General features: G+C 71.7%; 16 protein-coding genes. 11 read left to right on the forward strand and 5 right to left on the reverse strand.

Translation table 11 applies throughout. The features are described from left to right. Positions 1-24: 24 nt before the first annotated feature. Entirely contained in the window at positions 25-858 is an 834-nt protein-coding gene (locus OG373_RS22800; RefSeq protein ID WP_405439972.1) for a L,D-transpeptidase family protein, read from the forward strand. Here the strand turns inward: OG373_RS22800 and OG373_RS22805 are convergent. After that, a complete protein-coding gene (locus tag OG373_RS22805; protein WP_405444157.1) occupies positions 830-1,459 on the reverse strand; it encodes a hypothetical protein in 630 nt (209 codons plus the stop codon). The genes OG373_RS22800 and OG373_RS22805 overlap by 29 nt on opposite strands. 192 nt (positions 1,460-1,651) lie before the next feature. Here OG373_RS22805 and OG373_RS22810 point away from each other — a divergent pair, with 192 nt between their 5' ends. The 5 genes from OG373_RS22810 (at position 1,652) to OG373_RS22830 (ending at position 8,117) form a co-directional block, all read left to right on the forward strand. After that, positions 1,652-2,599: an LLM class F420-dependent oxidoreductase gene (locus tag OG373_RS22810; RefSeq protein WP_405439973.1), complete on the forward strand. Its 948-nt coding sequence runs from the start codon at positions 1,652-1,654 to the stop codon at positions 2,597-2,599. A 13-nt stretch (positions 2,600-2,612) separates the two neighbouring features. Beyond that, positions 2,613-3,398, forward strand: coding sequence for an SDR family NAD(P)-dependent oxidoreductase (locus tag OG373_RS22815; RefSeq protein ID WP_405439975.1), 786 nt, complete (start codon positions 2,613-2,615; stop codon positions 3,396-3,398). A gap of 95 nt (positions 3,399-3,493) precedes the next feature. Continuing rightward, on the forward strand, positions 3,494-4,615 hold the full coding sequence (locus tag OG373_RS22820) for an LLM class flavin-dependent oxidoreductase (RefSeq protein WP_405439977.1): 1,122 nt from the start codon (positions 3,494-3,496) through the stop codon (positions 4,613-4,615). A 296-nt stretch (positions 4,616-4,911) separates the two neighbouring features. Then, positions 4,912-6,651, forward strand: a complete 1,740-nt coding sequence (locus OG373_RS22825) for an amidohydrolase family protein (protein WP_405439979.1) — start codon at positions 4,912-4,914, stop codon at positions 6,649-6,651. Then, positions 6,648-8,117 (forward strand): aldehyde dehydrogenase family protein, encoded by a 1,470-nt coding sequence (locus OG373_RS22830; RefSeq protein ID WP_405439980.1) that lies wholly within the window; start codon positions 6,648-6,650, stop codon positions 8,115-8,117. Before OG373_RS22825 ends, OG373_RS22830 begins: the two co-directional genes overlap by 4 nt. 46 nt (positions 8,118-8,163) lie before the next feature. On the opposite strand, the gene OG373_RS22835 is transcribed toward OG373_RS22830, so the two are convergent. Both OG373_RS22835 and OG373_RS22840 read right to left on the reverse strand, forming a co-directional pair. Next, positions 8,164-8,478, reverse strand: a complete 315-nt coding sequence (locus OG373_RS22835; protein ID WP_405439981.1) for a hypothetical protein — start codon at positions 8,476-8,478, stop codon at positions 8,164-8,166. A 182-nt stretch (positions 8,479-8,660) separates the two neighbouring features. Then, on the reverse strand, positions 8,661-9,749 hold the full coding sequence (locus OG373_RS22840; RefSeq protein ID WP_405439983.1) for a DNA alkylation repair protein: 1,089 nt from the start codon (positions 9,747-9,749) through the stop codon (positions 8,661-8,663). Between the two features lie 339 nt (positions 9,750-10,088). On the opposite strand from OG373_RS22840, the gene OG373_RS22845 reads away from it, so the two are divergent. The 4 genes from OG373_RS22845 (at position 10,089) to OG373_RS22860 (ending at position 13,322) form a co-directional block, all read left to right on the forward strand. Next, on the forward strand, positions 10,089-11,648 hold the full coding sequence (locus tag OG373_RS22845) for an APC family permease (protein ID WP_405439985.1): 1,560 nt from the start codon (positions 10,089-10,091) through the stop codon (positions 11,646-11,648). A gap of 148 nt (positions 11,649-11,796) precedes the next feature. Continuing rightward, positions 11,797-12,084: a hypothetical protein gene (locus OG373_RS22850; RefSeq protein WP_405439987.1), complete on the forward strand. Its 288-nt coding sequence runs from the start codon at positions 11,797-11,799 to the stop codon at positions 12,082-12,084. Between the two features lie 81 nt (positions 12,085-12,165). Beyond that, the gene (locus OG373_RS22855) at positions 12,166-12,960 is read left to right on the forward strand and encodes a DUF4239 domain-containing protein (RefSeq protein ID WP_405439988.1); all 795 of its coding nucleotides are present in this window, start codon (positions 12,166-12,168) and stop codon (positions 12,958-12,960) included. A 122-nt stretch (positions 12,961-13,082) separates the two neighbouring features. Then, entirely contained in the window at positions 13,083-13,322 is a 240-nt protein-coding gene (locus OG373_RS22860; protein ID WP_405439990.1) for a hypothetical protein, read from the forward strand. On the opposite strand, the gene OG373_RS22865 is transcribed toward OG373_RS22860, so the two are convergent. Further along, positions 13,319-13,723, reverse strand: a complete 405-nt coding sequence (locus OG373_RS22865; protein ID WP_405439991.1) for a VOC family protein — start codon at positions 13,721-13,723, stop codon at positions 13,319-13,321. The two genes, OG373_RS22860 and OG373_RS22865, sit on opposite strands and share 4 nt — an antisense overlap. A gap of 477 nt (positions 13,724-14,200) precedes the next feature. After that, positions 14,201-14,443 (reverse strand): hypothetical protein, encoded by a 243-nt coding sequence (locus OG373_RS22870; protein WP_405439992.1) that lies wholly within the window; start codon positions 14,441-14,443, stop codon positions 14,201-14,203. A 277-nt stretch (positions 14,444-14,720) separates the two neighbouring features. Between OG373_RS22870 and OG373_RS22875 the strand changes: the two genes are divergently transcribed. Beyond that, on the forward strand, positions 14,721-14,918 hold the full coding sequence (locus OG373_RS22875; RefSeq protein ID WP_405439994.1) for a hypothetical protein: 198 nt from the start codon (positions 14,721-14,723) through the stop codon (positions 14,916-14,918). Positions 14,919-14,970: the final 52 nt, after the last annotated feature.

Below are 14,970 nucleotides of genomic sequence, written 5' to 3' on the forward strand. Positions count from 1 at the left end.
GCCTGCTGATGTACGGTCGGAGGAATGAGCAAGCACGCCCGAGCCCGCTCCCGTCCGTCCGGCAAGCCCCGTCCGATCCGCAGGACCCGCCGGGTGGCCCTCGCCGCCGCCCTGGGCCTGGCGACCTTCACGGCCGGCTGGGCGTACGTGGCCCAGGACCAGGACAAGGCCGCCGCCGCGCGGCCGCAGGCCCGCGCGGACGCCCGCCCGCAGGCCGAGGGCCGTGCCGCGCGCGACGCCGGGCGGGAGGCCGCCCGGCGGGCCGCCGCCGAGCAGGGCCTGACCGGCGTCAGCGAGCAGACCCGGGCCCGGATCCCGGCCGAGTCCCGCCAGCTCATCCTGGTCACCGGCAGGGCGGTCGACTCCTCGGAGTCCACCGCCGCCTTCTACACGCGACCCGCGGCCGGCGCCGACTGGGTCCGGACCGAGAGCTGGCCCGCCCGCAACGGGGCCAACGGCTGGTCCGTCGAACGCGAGTACGGTGACCTGACCTCGCCGCAGGGCGTGTTCGCGCTCACCGACGCGGGAGGCCTGCTGCCGAAGCCGCCGGGCACCCGGTTCCCGTACGACCGGGACAACGGCTTCGTCGCCACCGGTCTCGGCGTGAACGGGGAGTCCCTGGCGGGCTCCTTCGACTACGTCGTCGCCATCGACTTCAATCGCAGGCCCGGCAGGTCCCCGCTGGACCCGGTCATGCCGGACGGTGAGGACAGGGGCGGCAACATCTGGCTCCACGTGGACCACGACGGCCCCTCGCAGGGCTGTGTCGGCATCCCGAAGGAGGCCATGAAGAAGGTCCTGGAGACCCTCGACCCGGCGGCGAAGCCGGTCATCGTGATGGGGCCGGCAGGCTTCTGACGCGGGCGAACCGGGGCCGGAGCAGCAGTCCGATGTAGGCGAGGTCGAAGACGCTGCACAGGATCCCGAGCCCGAGGACGAACGGCGCGTCCTCGACCACCCCGAACAGCAGGGTGGGGGCGAGCGTCCCGAGCCACTTGGCGACGGCGATCGTCAGGGACTGTCCGTGCGGGCCATGCCGGGCGGTGTACAGGCCGATGAACAGCATGGACATCAGGAGGTTCTGCAGGAAGGCCGAGTACCGGGTCGCGTCGTGCATCCCGAAGTGCGCCAGGAACAGCCACTGCACGGCGAAGCCCGTACCGAAGATCAGGACCGACCAGGTGGCGAAGAGCGGCCGGGTGACGAACTCCGGCAGCTCGGCCCGCCCGAAGCGCAGGTAGGTGTAGACGATCACGAGGTCGGCCACCGCCCACACCACGTTGACCACGCCCTGCGCGGAGACGCCGACCGAGAACTCGCGGACCGCGTAGGTGCTCTCCCAGGCGAAGTTGAGCGCGAGGGCGGCGACGGGCATCGCGTACGTCCGGTCCCGCAGCCCGACGCGGATCGCCTCCACGTACACGACCGTCCAGGCGATCCCGCTGACCAGCGTGAGCATCAGATCCACGCGCGCACCCTAGCGAGCGCGGCGCGTGAGGGGAACGGGCGGAACCGGCCCCGGCGCCCCGTCCTGCCGATCGGCCCGTTCCGCGCGAGCTGTGTCGCACCCCTTGTCTGACGATCCGTCAGCTACGACGATGGCCCGGCACCGATATGACGAATCGGCAGACGAAGGCGAGGCGGGCCCGCCATGGCGCGCGTATTTCCGGAAGGTCGGCTGGTCCACGGGATGCAGCTCCCGGTCCAGTCGCAGAGCACCATCTACGCCGAACCCTGGGAGGCCTCGGCCACCGCCGTCGATCTCGCCGAGATCGCGCGGGCCGCCGACCGGGCCGGCTTCGGGTACCTGGCCACCTGCGACCACGTGGCCATCCCGCGGCGGCTCGCCGGACCCATGAGCACCGTCTGGTACGACCCGGTGGCGACCCTGTCCTTCCTGGCCGGCATCACCGAGCACGTGCGCCTGCTGAGCCACGTCGCGATCCTGGGCCTGCGCCACCCGCTGATCAGCGCCAAGCAGTACGCCACCCTCGACCACCTCTCCGGCGGCCGGCTGATCCTCGGGGTGGGCGCCGGGCACGTGCAGGAGGAGTTCGAGATCCTCGGCGTGGACTTCGCGCGCCGCGGGGCCGTTCTCGACGAGACCCTGGACGCGCTGCGCCGGGCGCTGGGCCCCGAGGAGTACCCCGAGTTCGAGGGCGAGCTGTTCTCCTTCAAGGACCTCGGCCAGCTGCCCCGGCCCGCACAGGAGCGGATCCCCGTCTGGGTCGGCGGCTCCTCGCCCGCCGCCGTGCGCCGCGCCGCCGTCCGCGGGGACGGCTGGCTCCCGCAGGGCGACCCGCGCGAGCGGCTCCCGGAGCAGATCGCCCGGATCAGGGAGCTCCGCGAGGCGGCGGGGGTGAGCGACCCCATCGAGTTCGGCGCGATCACCGAGGCGCTGTACGTCGGCGAGCCCGGCTGGGACACCGGCCGCCGCACCCTCACCGGCAAGGCGGAGGCGCTCGCGGAGTCCCTGCGGGAGTACCGGGCGCTCGGCGTGGACCAGATCCAGGTCCGCTTCCGCAGCCGCGACCGCGCCGAACTCGTCGACCAGATCACCGCTTTCGGGGCCGAGGTGGCCCCCCTCCTCAATGACTAGGGGCTGACGGACCATGGGCAAGCTGGACGGGCGCGTCGTCATCATCACGGGCGCGGCACGCGGCCAGGGCGAGCAGGAGGCCCGGCTCTTCGCCGCCGAGGGTGCTTCGGTGCTCCTCGGCGACGTGCTGGACGAGCAGGGCGCGGCGGTGGCCAAGGACATCGGCGAGGACCGGGCGCGGTACGTACGGATGGACGTGAGCCGCGAGGAGGACTGGGCGGCCGCGATCGCCGTCGCGAAGGAGACCTTCGGCCCGATCGACGGCCTGGTCAACAATGCGGGCATCCTGCGCTTCAACGAGCTGACCGCGACCCCGCTGGAGGAGTTCCAGCAGGTGGTCCAGGTCAACCAGGTGGGCGCCTTCCTCGGCATCAAGACGGTGGCCCCCGAGATCGAGGCGGCCGGCGGCGGCACCATCGTCAACACCTCCTCGTACACGGGCCTGACGGGCATGGCGTACGTCGGCACCTACGCCGCCACCAAGGCGGCGATCCTCGGCCTGACCCGGGTGGCCGCGCTGGAGCTGGCCGGCAAGGGCATCCGGGTCAACGCGATGTGCCCGGGCGCCGTGGACACCCCGATGGCCAACCCTGGCCTGCTGGACCCGGCGAACCTGACCGACGAGGCCAAGGACGCGATGGCGGAGCTCTACAGGCGGGTGGTCCCGATGGGGCGCGTGGGGCAGCCGGAGGAGATCGCGAAGCTGGCGCTCTTCCTGACGGGCGAGGACTCCTCGTACATCACCGGCCAGCCGTTCGTGATCGACGGCGGCTGGATGGCGGGGGTCAGCATTCTCTGATGGAGCGTCAGGTATTGACGCTCGCACCCCGGCGATGGAACAGTCGAGACATCAAATCTGACGCAACGTCAGAAACCAAAGGACGGTGAACCCCCTTGGAATTCGGGCTCTTTGTGCAGGGATACGTGCCTGAGGCGCGGTCCAAGGTCGACCCCGAGGCAGAGCACAAGGCGCTGATCGAGGAGACCGAGTACGTCATACAGGCGGACAAGTCCGGCTTCAAGTACGCCTGGGCCTCCGAGCACCACTTCCTGGAGGAGTACTCGCACCTGTCGGCGAACGAGGTGTTCCTCGGGTACCTCGCCCACGCCACCGAGCGCATCCACCTCGGCTCCGGCATCTTCAACCCGCTGGCGCCGGTGAACCACCCGGTCAAGGTGGCCGAGAAGGTCGCCATGCTCGACCACCTCTCCAAGGGCCGCTTCGAGTTCGGTACCGGCCGCGGCGCGGGCAGCCACGAGATCCTCGGCTTCCTGCCGGGCATCGAGGACATGAACGGCACCAAGGAGATCTGGGAGGAGACCATCGCGGAGTTCCCCAAGATGTTCCTCCAGGAGGAATACGAGGGGTTCCAGGGCAAGCACTGGTCCCTGCCGCCGCGGAAGATCTTCCCCAAGCCGTACAGCAAGGCCCACCCGGCCATGTGGTACGCGGCCGGCTCCCCGTCCTCCTACGCCATGGCGGCGAAGAAGGGCCTCGGCGTGCTGGGCTTCAGCGTGCAGAAGGTCTCCGACATGGAGTGGGTCCTCGACCAGTACAAGACGGCCATCCGGGAGGCGAAGGCCATCGGCGCCTTCGTCAACGACAACGTCATGGTCACCTCGACCGCGATCTGTGCCGAGACCCACGACAAGGCCGTCGAGATCGCCGTCAACGCCAACATGAACCGCTTCCAGTCGCTGGTCTTCCGCTACCACGACACCTTCCCGCGGCCCGAGGCGATCCCGCAGTGGCCCGAGACCCTGCCGGAGTACAACGCGGAGATCATCGAGCTGCTGATCGCGGAGGAGCTGCTGATCTGCGGCGACCCGTCGGAGGTCCGCGCCCAGTGCAAGCGCTGGGAGCAGGCGGGGGCGGACCAGCTGTCCTTCGGTCTGCCGACCGGTGTCTCGCCCGAGGACACGATGACGACGATCAAGCTGATCGGCGAGCACGTGATCCCCCACATCGACACGGACCCGGTCCACCGCACGACCCGCTTCCGCCAGGCCGTCTGACTTTCAGCCCCGCCGGCGTTTGAGGCGCGGGGTGTGGGGCGGAGCCCCACCTGCCCCGGCAGGCCGGCGCGCGAACGGGGACGGCGTCTTCCCGGACCGCCGTCCCGCACCGGCCCCGGCCGGGCGGCCACCGGCCGGGGCCACATCCGGCCTCGCCGGCCATCTCCAGCCTCGCCGGCGTTTGAGGCGCGGGTCCGGGCGGAGCCTGCGTGGGCCCGGCGGAGCCGGGTTTCCCGGGGCGCCGCCCGGACCCCGCGCCTCAAACGCCGGCGAGGCTCAAAGCGTGAAGGGACGTCATGCTCGACCACCTGATCAAGGGCGCGACCGTCGTGGACGGCACCGGCGCCCCCGCCCGCGTCGCAGACCTCGGAATCCGGGACGGCCGCATCGCCGTCATCGCCGAGCCCGGCACCGTCACCGAAGAGGCCCGGACCACCGAGGACGCCACCGGCCTCGTCCTGACCCCCGGCTTCATCGATCCCCACACGCACTACGACGCCCAGCTCTTCTGGGACCCGTACGCCACGCCCTCCATGAACCACGGCGTGACCACCGTCGCCGGCGGGAACTGCGGCTTCACCCTGGCCCCGCTCAACCCGGCCCGCCCCGAGGACGCCGACTACACCCGCCGCATGATGAGCAAGGTCGAGGGCATGGCCCTCAAGGCCCTGGAGGAGGGCGTCGACTGGACCTGGTCCACCTTCGGCGAGTACCTCGACGCCCTGGAGGGCCGGATCGCCGTCAACGCCGGCTTCATGGTCGGCCACTGTGCCCTGCGCCGGCACGTGATGGGTGAGGACGCCGTAGGCGGCCAGCCCACCCCCGAGCAGATGCAGCAGATGCTCGACCTCTTCCACGACGCCATGAACGCCGGCGCCTGGGGCCTGTCCACCACCCAGTCCTCCACCCACTCCGACGGCTCCGGCGCCCCCGTGGCCTCCCGCCACGCCCGGCCCGCCGAGCTGCTGGCGCTGTCCGAGGCGGTCGCCGAACACGAGGGCACCCAGCTGGAGGCGATCGTCGCCGGCTGCCTCGACCAGTTCTCGGACGACGAGATCGACCTGTTCGTGGAGATGAGCGCCGCCGCCGGAAGGCCGCTCAACTGGAACGTCCTCACCATCGACGCGTCCGTCCCCGAGCGGGTCCCGCGCCAGCTGATCCCCAGTGAGCGCGCCCGCAAGGCCGGCGGCCGGATCGTCGCGCTGACGATGCCGATCCTCACCCCCATGAACATGTCGCTGGGCACCTTCTGCGCGCTCAACCTCATCCCCGGCTGGGGCGAGATCCTCGCCCTGCCCGTCCCCGAGCGGATCGCGAAGCTCCGCGACGCCGACGTACGGGCCGAGATGCTGCGCCGCGCCGACAGCAAGGAGGCCGGCGTCTTCCGGCGCCTCGCCAACTTCGGGCGCTACGTCATAGGGGACACGTACAGCAAGGAGAACGAGGGCCTCTCCGGCCGGGTCGTGAACGACATCGCCGCCGAGCGCGGTCTGGACCCCTTCCACTGCCTGGTGGAGATCTGCGCCAACGACGACCTGCGCACGGTGCTCTGGCCGATGCCCACCGACAACGATCCGGCGAGCTGGGCCCTGCGCCAGGAGACCTGGCAGCACGAGGACGTCATGCTCGGCGGCTCCGACGCCGGCGCGCACCTGGACCGGATGTGCGGGGCCCCGTACACGACCCGCTTCCTCGGCGACTGCCTGCGCGGCCGCAGGCTCGTCCCGCTGGAACAGGCGGTACGGATGCTCACCGACGACCCGGCCCGGCTGTTCGGGCTGCGCGAACGCGGCCGCCTCGCCGAGGGCTTCCACGCCGACCTGGTCCTCTTCGACCCGGACCGGATCGAGGCGGGCCCGGCGACCCTGGTCCACGACCTGCCCGGGGACAGCCCGCGGCTGGACGCGCGGGCCATCGGCATCGTCTCGGTACGGGTCAACGGCGTGGAGACCATCCGCGACGACGAGGTGACGGGGGCCGTTCCGGGCATCGTGCTCCGGTCCGGCCGGGACACGAGGACGGTGAGCACCCGATGACCGAGGCGCCGCAGCCGCTCTACATCGGCGGGGAGCGGGTGGAGCCCGCCGGTGGCCACTACGAGGTGATCGACCCGGCGGACGAGTCGGTGGTCGGGCTCGCGCCCGAGGCCTCGCGCGCCCAGGTCGAGGACGCGGCGCGCGCCGCCGCCGAGGCCTTCGTGAGCTGGTCCCGTACGAAGCCGGAGGAGCGCGCGGCGATCCTGGACCGGGCCGCGGACATCATGCAGCGGGAGTTCGAGCCGTGGACGGCGCTGGCCCGCGCCGAGACGGGCGCGCCGACCGCGATCGCGCGCGGCATGCAGGTCGGGGTGGGCGTCGCCCGCTTCCGGCGGTACGCCGAGGGGGCCCTCGAACCGGTCGAGCGGGGCCTGCCCCCGCAGGTCACGGAAGCCGGCCCGATGGGGCGGGCGAGCATCCTGGGCGCGCTGGAGGTGCGCCAGCCGGTCGGCGTGGTCACCTGCATCACCTCCTACAACAACCCGTGGGCGAACCCGGCGGGCAAGGTGGCCCCGGCCCTGGCCATGGGCAACACGGTGGTGGTGAAGCCGGCGCCGCAGGACCCGCTGTCGGTGTTCAGGATGGCGGACGCCCTGCACGAGGCCGGCGTGCCGGCGGGTGTGGTGAACGTCGTGAGCGGCCGTTCGGTGGGGGTCGGCGAGGCCGCGGTGGACTCCCCGCACGTGGACATGGTGTCCTTCACCGGTTCCACGGCCGTCGGGCAGCGCATCGCCGAGGTCTGCGGCCGGTCCATGAAGCGGCAGTTGATGGAGCTGGGCGGCAAGGGCGCGGCGATCGTCTTCGAGGACGCCGACCTGGACGCGGCGGTGATGGGGATCGGGACGACCTTCTCCTTCTACTCCGGCCAGATCTGCACGGCCCCGACCCGGGTGATAGCCCACCGGTCGGTCTACGACCGGCTGATCGAGAAACTGACCGGCTACCTGGCCTTCATGAAGGTCGGCGACCCGGCGGCGGCCGGGACGGTCGTCGGGCCGGTGATCTCGGCGGCCCACCGCGACCGCGTGGAGTCGTACGTCGAACTCGGGAAGAAGGAAGGCGCGCGGATCGCCTACGGCGGCGAGCGTCCGGTGGTCGGGGACGGCCGCGGCTTCTACGTGGCGCCGACCCTGCTCGTCGACTGCACGAACGACATGCGGGTGGTGCGCGAGGAGATCTTCGGCCCGGTGGTGGTGGTCGTGCCCTTCGACGGCGACGAGGAAGAGGCGATCCGGCTGGCCGACGACAGCGACTTCGGGCTGCTGAGCTACGTGTGGTCCGGGGACTCGGCGCGCGCGTTCCGCGTGGCGCGGCGGCTGCGGGCGGGCGGGGTCGGCGTGAACACCATCGGCCGCAACATGGAGGCGCCGTTCGGCGGCTTCAAGCGCAGCGGGGTGGGCCGCGACGTGGGCTCGTACGCACTGCACGCCTACAGCGAGATCCAGTCGATCGTCTGGACGGGCTGAGCCGGTAGCCGGGTCCGGCCGGGGGCGGACCCCGGCCGGACACTCCTTATTTCTGCGCCCGGTTGTAGCCGAGGGACTCGGCGAGGGCGCGGCTGCCCTCGTGGAGGGGCACGTCCTCGGGTTCGCCGAGACGGTTCAGCAGGGCCATGCCGACGCCGACGGCAGCGGCACGGGTGCCGGTGCGGATCAGTTGCCGGGCGGTTCGCCGGGCCGCGTCCTCGTCCGCCGGGAAGAGCCGTGCGACGTGTCCGTGCAGGATGTGGTGGGGCATCAGCAGCCCGGCGACCCGGCGGTGGACGGCTTCGGCGGCCCGTACGGGGTCGGGGTCGGCCAGCAGCGGCAGCAGTGCAGCCGTCACCACGGGGTGGGTCTTTTTCCAGGTCAGGCCCTTGCCGGAAGGCTCCGGAGGGGATCCGTCGGGCAAGGGGTAGCCCTCGCTCGGCACGTGGCCGTCCGGCTCGATGCCGTGCCGGAAGAGGGCGTAGTCGTACAGGGGGGTCGTCCGTGGGTCGAGCGGCTCGCGCTCGTCGCGGCCAGGCGGGGTCAGGGCGCGTCCAGCGAAAAAGCGGCCTCGCCGCGGACCCGCCCGTTGATCTGGAGCTGCACCAGGTGTTCGCCGGAGTGGTAGCGGCGGGTGGTGATCGGTTTGAAGGAGTGGCGCTTGGTGCCGCGCAGGGTTTCGCCGGGGGCCAGCGCGCGGGTGACGAGCTTGAACACCTTCGGGGTGCGGGTGCCGCCCGCCTTCACGTGGTGCACGACGTAGTCGACGACCAGCTCCGCCGGCAGCGGGCCGGTGTTGGTGACCGCCCAGTCGAAGACGAGGTACTCGCCGACGGCGACCTCCGGGGTGGCGACGACCGGCCCGCTCACACCGACCGGCACGTCGGGGGAGTGCCCGAGCAGGGTCAGCGCCCCGGGCCGGCCGGCCTTGACCAGGGTGCGCAGGCCGTGCCGTACGACGCGGTCCGTCGTGGCCCCGGGCACGGCCAGCCAGCGGGCCGCGGTCTCGACGGCGAGGTCGGGGTGGTCGCGGCTGATGTCGTTGAGGTGGTTGGAGACGGACCGGCGGACGTACTCGGACCCGTCCCGGTAGAGCGCGTCCAGCACGGGCAGGGCAGGCCGCGGGTCGGCGACGAAGGCGGGCAACTGCGCGGCCCACGGCAGCCGGGGCCGGGTGCCCTCGCTGGCGAGGCGGCGTACGTGCGGGTCCGGGTCGGTGGTCCACTTCTGTACGACGGCCAGGGCGCGGGCCGGGTCGGCGCGCAGGAAGGGCCGTACGGCGGACTCGGCGGTCAGCCGGGAGGTGAGGTCGTGCAGCAGCTCCAGCCCGGGCTCGAACACCTCCAGCCCGCGGACGGCGACGGCCTCGTTGACGGGGAAGGTCATCCACCCCTCGAAGCCGCGCCCGGCGAGGGCGGTCCGCACGACGGCCTCGAAGGCGGGCCATTCGGCGGGGAGGTCCTCGAGCACGGCGTCGCGGACGGCGGCGACGCGCTCGCTGTAGCTCAGCCCGTCGAGGGAATCGGCGCGGGCCCGCAGGGCGGGCGAGGACCGGCGGCCGCCCGCGCGGGCGAGCAGTCGGGCGAGGGTGGTGACGGTTTCCGCGCTGAGGAGCTCATCGGCCGTGGGCATGGGCCCAGTCTCACGGATGAATCCCCGGTTCCGGGCCGCGGTTCTTCCGGGTCCGGGGCCCGGACGAGGGGCGGTACCGCGGCCGCGCCGCTGTTACCGCTGGTCACCGCAAAGTCACGAGGGAAACTTTGAAAATACCCATAACGGACATGGCTGCGGTTTCCGCATGCCGAAAGACTCTCGGCCGATCCTGCCGAAATGTGGGCGCGCTCCAATGTGAACCTTGCATTAAGTGCTCATGAACTGCCTCGGTCTCAGGATTCCAAGGCGTTCGCAGGCCTACGCTTCCGGACTTCGATCGTCCAGATGTGGAAAACGCACCATCTAACGTCCTGACCCATGACTCAGCTGGACGTTCGGCCTCGGGCCGGAGACACGGTAAGCGGCGTCGCCGAGGGCGACGTTCGCGGCAAGGGCCTCGGCAAGGGGTCCGTCGGACTGGTCGGAAGCGCCGTCATCGGCATCTCCACCGTCGCCCCCGTCTACTGCCTGACCTCGACCCTCGGCTCCACCGCCGGTGAGGTCGGCATGCAGATGCCCGCGATCTTCCTCGCCGGCTTCCTCCCGATGCTCCTGGTCGCCTTCGCCTACCGCGAGCTCAACAAGGCCATGCCGGACTGCGGAACCTCCTTCACCTGGACCGTCAAGGCCTTCGGCCCGCGGATCGGCTGGATGTGCGGCTGGGGCCTGGTGATCGCCACGATCATCGTGCTCTCCAACCTCGCGGGCGTCGCCACCTCGTACTTCTGGCTGCTGGCCGGCGAGATCACGAACAATCCGTCGATCGCCGCCCTGGACGACAACAAGCTCGTCCACATCGCCACCTGCCTCACCCTGATCGCCGTGGCGACCGCCATCAGCTACCGCGGCATGACCGCCACCAAGGGCGTCCAGTACGCCCTGGTCGGCCTCCAGCTCGCCGTGCTCGCGATCTTCGTCGCCATGGCCTTCCAGAAGGCCTCCGCCGGCACCTTCGACACCGGCCTGGACTTCTCCTGGTCCTGGATGAACCCCTTCGCGGTCGAGTCCATGGCGGCCTTCACCGCCGGACTCTCGCTCTCGATCTTCATGTACTGGGGCTGGGACGCGTGCCTGGCCACCAACGAGGAGACCACCGGCTCCACGAAGACCCCGGGCCGCGCCTCGCTCATCGCGATGATGGTCCTGGTCGGCTCCTACCTGGCCACCGGCGTCGCCGCCCAGATGGCCGTCGGATCCGGCGGCGCGGGCCTGGGCCTCGCCAACGAGGAGACCTCCGACAACGTCTTCGCGGCCCTCGCCGGCCCCGTCATGGGCCCGGTCCTCGGCATCCTGCTCTTCGTGGCCGTCCTGGCCTCCGCCGCGGCCTCCCTGCAGACCACCTTCATCCCGGTGGCCCGCACGGTCCTCGCCATGTCCACGTACGAGGCCCTGCCGCCCTCCTACGCCAAGGTCCACCCGCGCTTCAAGACCCCGGGCCGCGCCACCGTCATGGCGGGCGTCGCGACCGGAGTCTTCTACACGGTGATGACCCTGGTCAGCGAGAACGTCCTGACCGACACGATCTTCGCGCTCGGCCTGATGATCTGCTTCTACTACTCGCTGACCGCCTTCGCCTGCGCCTGGTACTTCCGCGGCGAACTGCGCCGCTCCTCCCGCGACCTGTTCTTCAAGGGTGTCTTCCCGGTCCTGGGCGGACTGCTGCTGGCCGCGGTCTTCTGCAAGACCCTCTACGACATGGTTGACCCGGCCTACGGCTCCGGCTCCACCGTCCTCGGCGTCGGCAGCGTCTTCATCATCGGCGTCGGCCTGCTGGCCCTCGGACTGGTGATCATGTTCGTCACCGAGCGCCGCAGCCCCGCCTTCTTCCGCGGCCAGGTGCTGACGAAGTCCACCCCGGCCCTGGTGGTCGAGGACTGACCCGCCCCCTGCGCACCACCCGCTGAGTCATGCCCACGGCCCCGGATCGATTCCCCCGATCCGGGGCCGCGGGCGTTCAGGGCCCTTTCGCGCCCCCAAGTCGGGTGCGGGCGGTGACCCGGGGTGCGGCGGGGTCGTTGGACGGTGCATGAACGCCTTGAAGCGCACCCTCGCCGCCCTGGTCGTCTCCGGTGGAGCCCTCGCACTCACCCCCGTCGCCGCGCACGCCGACGAGCCCGCCGTCCAGGGGCCCCCGATCGTCGAGCGCGTCGGCGGCATCGTCGACCACCCCGGCCAGGCCGTGCAGGACACCAAGACCGCCGTCGGCGTGACCGCCTCGGCGGCCGGGTCGGCCACCCGGGCCACCGACTCCTCCCTCAAGGGCACCGGCACGGCCCTGACCGCCGGTCTCCCCCAGACCCCGAAGGTCGGCTGACCCGGCCGCCGGTACGGGTGACGGGCGGACCGGCACCCGCCGAGGCCGGTCTGTCGAGCGGCGGCGCTCGTTGAGCAGGGCATGATCCTCTGGCTGCTCAACCACCTCAGCACCCTCGTCATCGCCGTCCTGCTGGTCGGCGGCCTCACCGGCCTCGCCGTGGCCGGGAGCGTGGCCGCCCGCCGCCGCTTCCCGCACCTGGCCGACGGCGACCACAACGAGATGGTCGGGGTCGCGCTCGGCATGTTCGGCGCGATCTACGGCATCATCCTCGCCTTCGTCGTCGTCACCCTGTGGACGCAGCTGGAGAACACCCAGAACATCGTCGCCAGCGAGGCCACCGACCTGGCCCTCGTCGTCCGCAGCGCCGACGCCTTCCCGCCGGCCGACCGCGACCGGGTGCACCGGGCCGTCGGCGCGTACACGCACGCGGTCGTCGAGGTGCAGTGGCCGCTGATGCGCGAGGGACGGCCGAGCTACGAAGCGACCGGCCCGCAGACGCAGGCCCTGTACCAGGCCCTCCAGGCGTACGAGCCGCAGGGCGCCCGCGCCGAGACCTTCTACGCCGAGGCGGTCACCCGCCTCAACGACGTCGCCGCCCAGCGCCGGGCCCGCATCACCATGGCCGAGAGCTCACTGCCGATCCTGCTCCAGGTGCTGGTGTACGGGGGCGCGTTCGTGATCGTCCCGCTCACCTTCCTGTTCGGGCTGCGCAGCCTGAAGATGCAGCTGCTCTTCGTATCGGCGGTGGCCGGGCTGATCGGCTTCAGCCTGCTCCTGGTGGTCGCACTGGACCGGCCCTTCGCGGGGGACCTGAGTGTGACCCCGGCGCCGTACCGGGAAGCGGCCCTGGCGCAGTTCTGGGCCGCCGGCTGACGGCCCGCCGACCAGGCCCGGACTGTCAAGCCCCGAACTTCAGCGACGTGACGCCACCCGCTCCCTACGGCTGACTGGAAGTACGGACTCCCCGCCTCCGCCCTCCCCCGAGGAGCAATCCCATGGACCGCACCGCCACCGGCGCCTCCGGCACCCGTACCCGCACCTGGCGTCTCGTCCTGATCGTCGCCTCGACCGCGCTGTTCGTGGGAGCCGTCGCCACCCTGACCCACGGCGCCCGCACGGCCCCCGCGACGCCGCACACCACCCACGCCTCCACGGCGGCGGTGCACGGAGACGACGTTGGCTCCGGTGACCGCCTCCTGGCGGCGTTCAAGCACCTGTGGACGACGATCACCTAGGCCGTCCCCCAGGTGCGGGAGCAGAGCACCAGCCGGTAGCCGTCGGGGTCGGCGACGGTGACCCCCCACTCGTCCCAGTACGGGTTGTGCGCGGCGACGCGCGTCCCGCCGTGCTCGACGAGCCGCTGCACCAGGGCCTCGTCGGGGGTCTCGCCGAGGTACACGACGAACAGGTCGTCGACCGTGGGCGCGGGCACGACCGGGTTCGAGGCATCACGGGTGAGCTCGAAGTGCCAGCCGCCACCGGCCGGTCCGACCATCAGCAGCTCGTGCTCCCCGGGCCCGCCCCCGGCGCTGCGCCACTGCACTTCCAGCCCGAGCCCGTCGACGTAGAACCGCTCGGCGGCCGCGAGGTCGAGGGAAGGCCGGGCGACGCGGACATGTGTACGTGAATCGATCATGCTCGGCAGCGTACGGAACACGCGCGAGCAGGACTTGGCCGGTATTGGCCGCGCGGATCCGGTGTCCGGATTCCGCTTCGCCCGAGGTCCGCGTCCCGGCCGGGCGGTACGGGCGGCGTCCACGGTTCCCCCGCATTCGGGCCCTGGACGAGTATTGGCCAAATAGGGGTTGACCTGGGGAAATGCGTTTCGCGGGGCGCGGGATCCTTGCCTAGGATCGACCCTGCTGAACGGCTCCGGACCGTCGGCCCAGTCGCTTGCTCGGGGGGAGCGGCAGGGCTACGAGGGTTCCCGCGGGCCGTTCAGCCCTTGTACCGGCGCGAACGCCGAGGGCAGTCCCACCTGCCTGACCCCTGCGGCCGTCCTTTGACCCGAGCGGGCAGCGGTCCGGCGACGCGGCGGTCGTCCACGACCGGTGGACGTCCGAGCCGCCGGCCGGGGCCCGTATGACGGGCCCCGGCCGGCGAGCGCCGGTTGTCAGGCGCCCAGGTGGTGGTACTTCGCCCACTCCTTCTCGCCCTCGGCCGCGCAGTTGTCGGCGTACAGGGGGCCGATCTTGGCCGGAACGCCGGCGAAGGACGAGCAGGTGGACGCGAAGGCCTTGTGGCCGCCGGAGAAGTAATCGATGTCGACACCGTCGTTGGCCAGGGCCGCGCCGGCGCCGCCCAGCAGGATGCCGGCAGCCAGGACAGACGCCGTCAGGGCAGAGCGAATACGCATGACACTCTCCTAAGATCTCGATCAACGCGCCGGACAGACGGCACGCGACCGGCTCAACATCACGGAGAGTTCACGGGAAACGGTGCTTCACCCCAATGGCGGTCACCCTCTGTAACCCGGGCGTGGCGCGTCAGGGGCGGGCCGTGACCCCGGCCGGAAAGCCCCCGGCTCGAGGCCGCGACGGCCGGCTGCCGGCCCTGTTCCACCGAGCCGACGTACTGGACCGAGTACCCGACCATGGGGGCCAGTTGCTCCTGGGGCAGGCCGGCGCGTGGAGGTGTCCGACGCCCGCCGGGACCGACGCCCCGCGGTGCGGACGCCCGCCCGCCGGGCGGAATCCGGCTACGGGCTCCGCATCGCCGATGCCGTCGCCCCCGACCGGGGCGTCATGGACCGGCTGATCGGCAAGACGGTCCGGGCCGAGCCCGGGCGCTACGCCGGGCCCCCCGGGGTGGCGCGTGTAACCGGCGGATAAGCTCCGCCTGCCCGTATGGCTGTGACGATCACAGGGCTCGGGTGAATGTGGA

Origin of the sequence: Streptomyces avidinii, from assembly GCF_045161815.1 — a bacterium.
In the GTDB taxonomy this organism is placed as follows: Bacteria; Actinomycetota; Actinomycetes; order Streptomycetales; family Streptomycetaceae; genus Streptomyces; species Streptomyces avidinii.

Excerpts from the sequence above, each read along its gene's own strand:
- OG373_RS22800 (WP_405439972.1), top strand. The coding sequence starts at position 25 with ATGAGCAAGCACGCCCGAGCCCGCTCCCGTCCGTCCGGCAAGCCCCGT.
- OG373_RS22805 (WP_405444157.1), bottom strand. The coding sequence starts at position 1,459 with ATGCTCACGCTGGTCAGCGGGATCGCCTGGACGGTCGTGTACGTGGAG.
- OG373_RS22810 (WP_405439973.1), top strand. The coding sequence starts at position 1,652 with ATGGCGCGCGTATTTCCGGAAGGTCGGCTGGTCCACGGGATGCAGCTC.
- OG373_RS22815 (WP_405439975.1), top strand. The coding sequence starts at position 2,613 with ATGGGCAAGCTGGACGGGCGCGTCGTCATCATCACGGGCGCGGCACGC.
- OG373_RS22825 (WP_405439979.1), top strand. The coding sequence starts at position 4,912 with ATGCTCGACCACCTGATCAAGGGCGCGACCGTCGTGGACGGCACCGGC.
- OG373_RS22830 (WP_405439980.1), top strand. The coding sequence starts at position 6,648 with ATGACCGAGGCGCCGCAGCCGCTCTACATCGGCGGGGAGCGGGTGGAG.
- OG373_RS22840 (WP_405439983.1), bottom strand. The coding sequence starts at position 9,749 with ATGCCCACGGCCGATGAGCTCCTCAGCGCGGAAACCGTCACCACCCTC.
- OG373_RS22845 (WP_405439985.1), top strand. The coding sequence starts at position 10,089 with ATGACTCAGCTGGACGTTCGGCCTCGGGCCGGAGACACGGTAAGCGGC.
- OG373_RS22850 (WP_405439987.1), top strand. The coding sequence starts at position 11,797 with ATGAACGCCTTGAAGCGCACCCTCGCCGCCCTGGTCGTCTCCGGTGGA.
- OG373_RS22855 (WP_405439988.1), top strand. The coding sequence starts at position 12,166 with ATGATCCTCTGGCTGCTCAACCACCTCAGCACCCTCGTCATCGCCGTC.
- OG373_RS22860 (WP_405439990.1), top strand. The coding sequence starts at position 13,083 with ATGGACCGCACCGCCACCGGCGCCTCCGGCACCCGTACCCGCACCTGG.
- OG373_RS22865 (WP_405439991.1), bottom strand. The coding sequence starts at position 13,723 with ATGATCGATTCACGTACACATGTCCGCGTCGCCCGGCCTTCCCTCGAC.
- OG373_RS22870 (WP_405439992.1), bottom strand. The coding sequence starts at position 14,443 with ATGCGTATTCGCTCTGCCCTGACGGCGTCTGTCCTGGCTGCCGGCATC.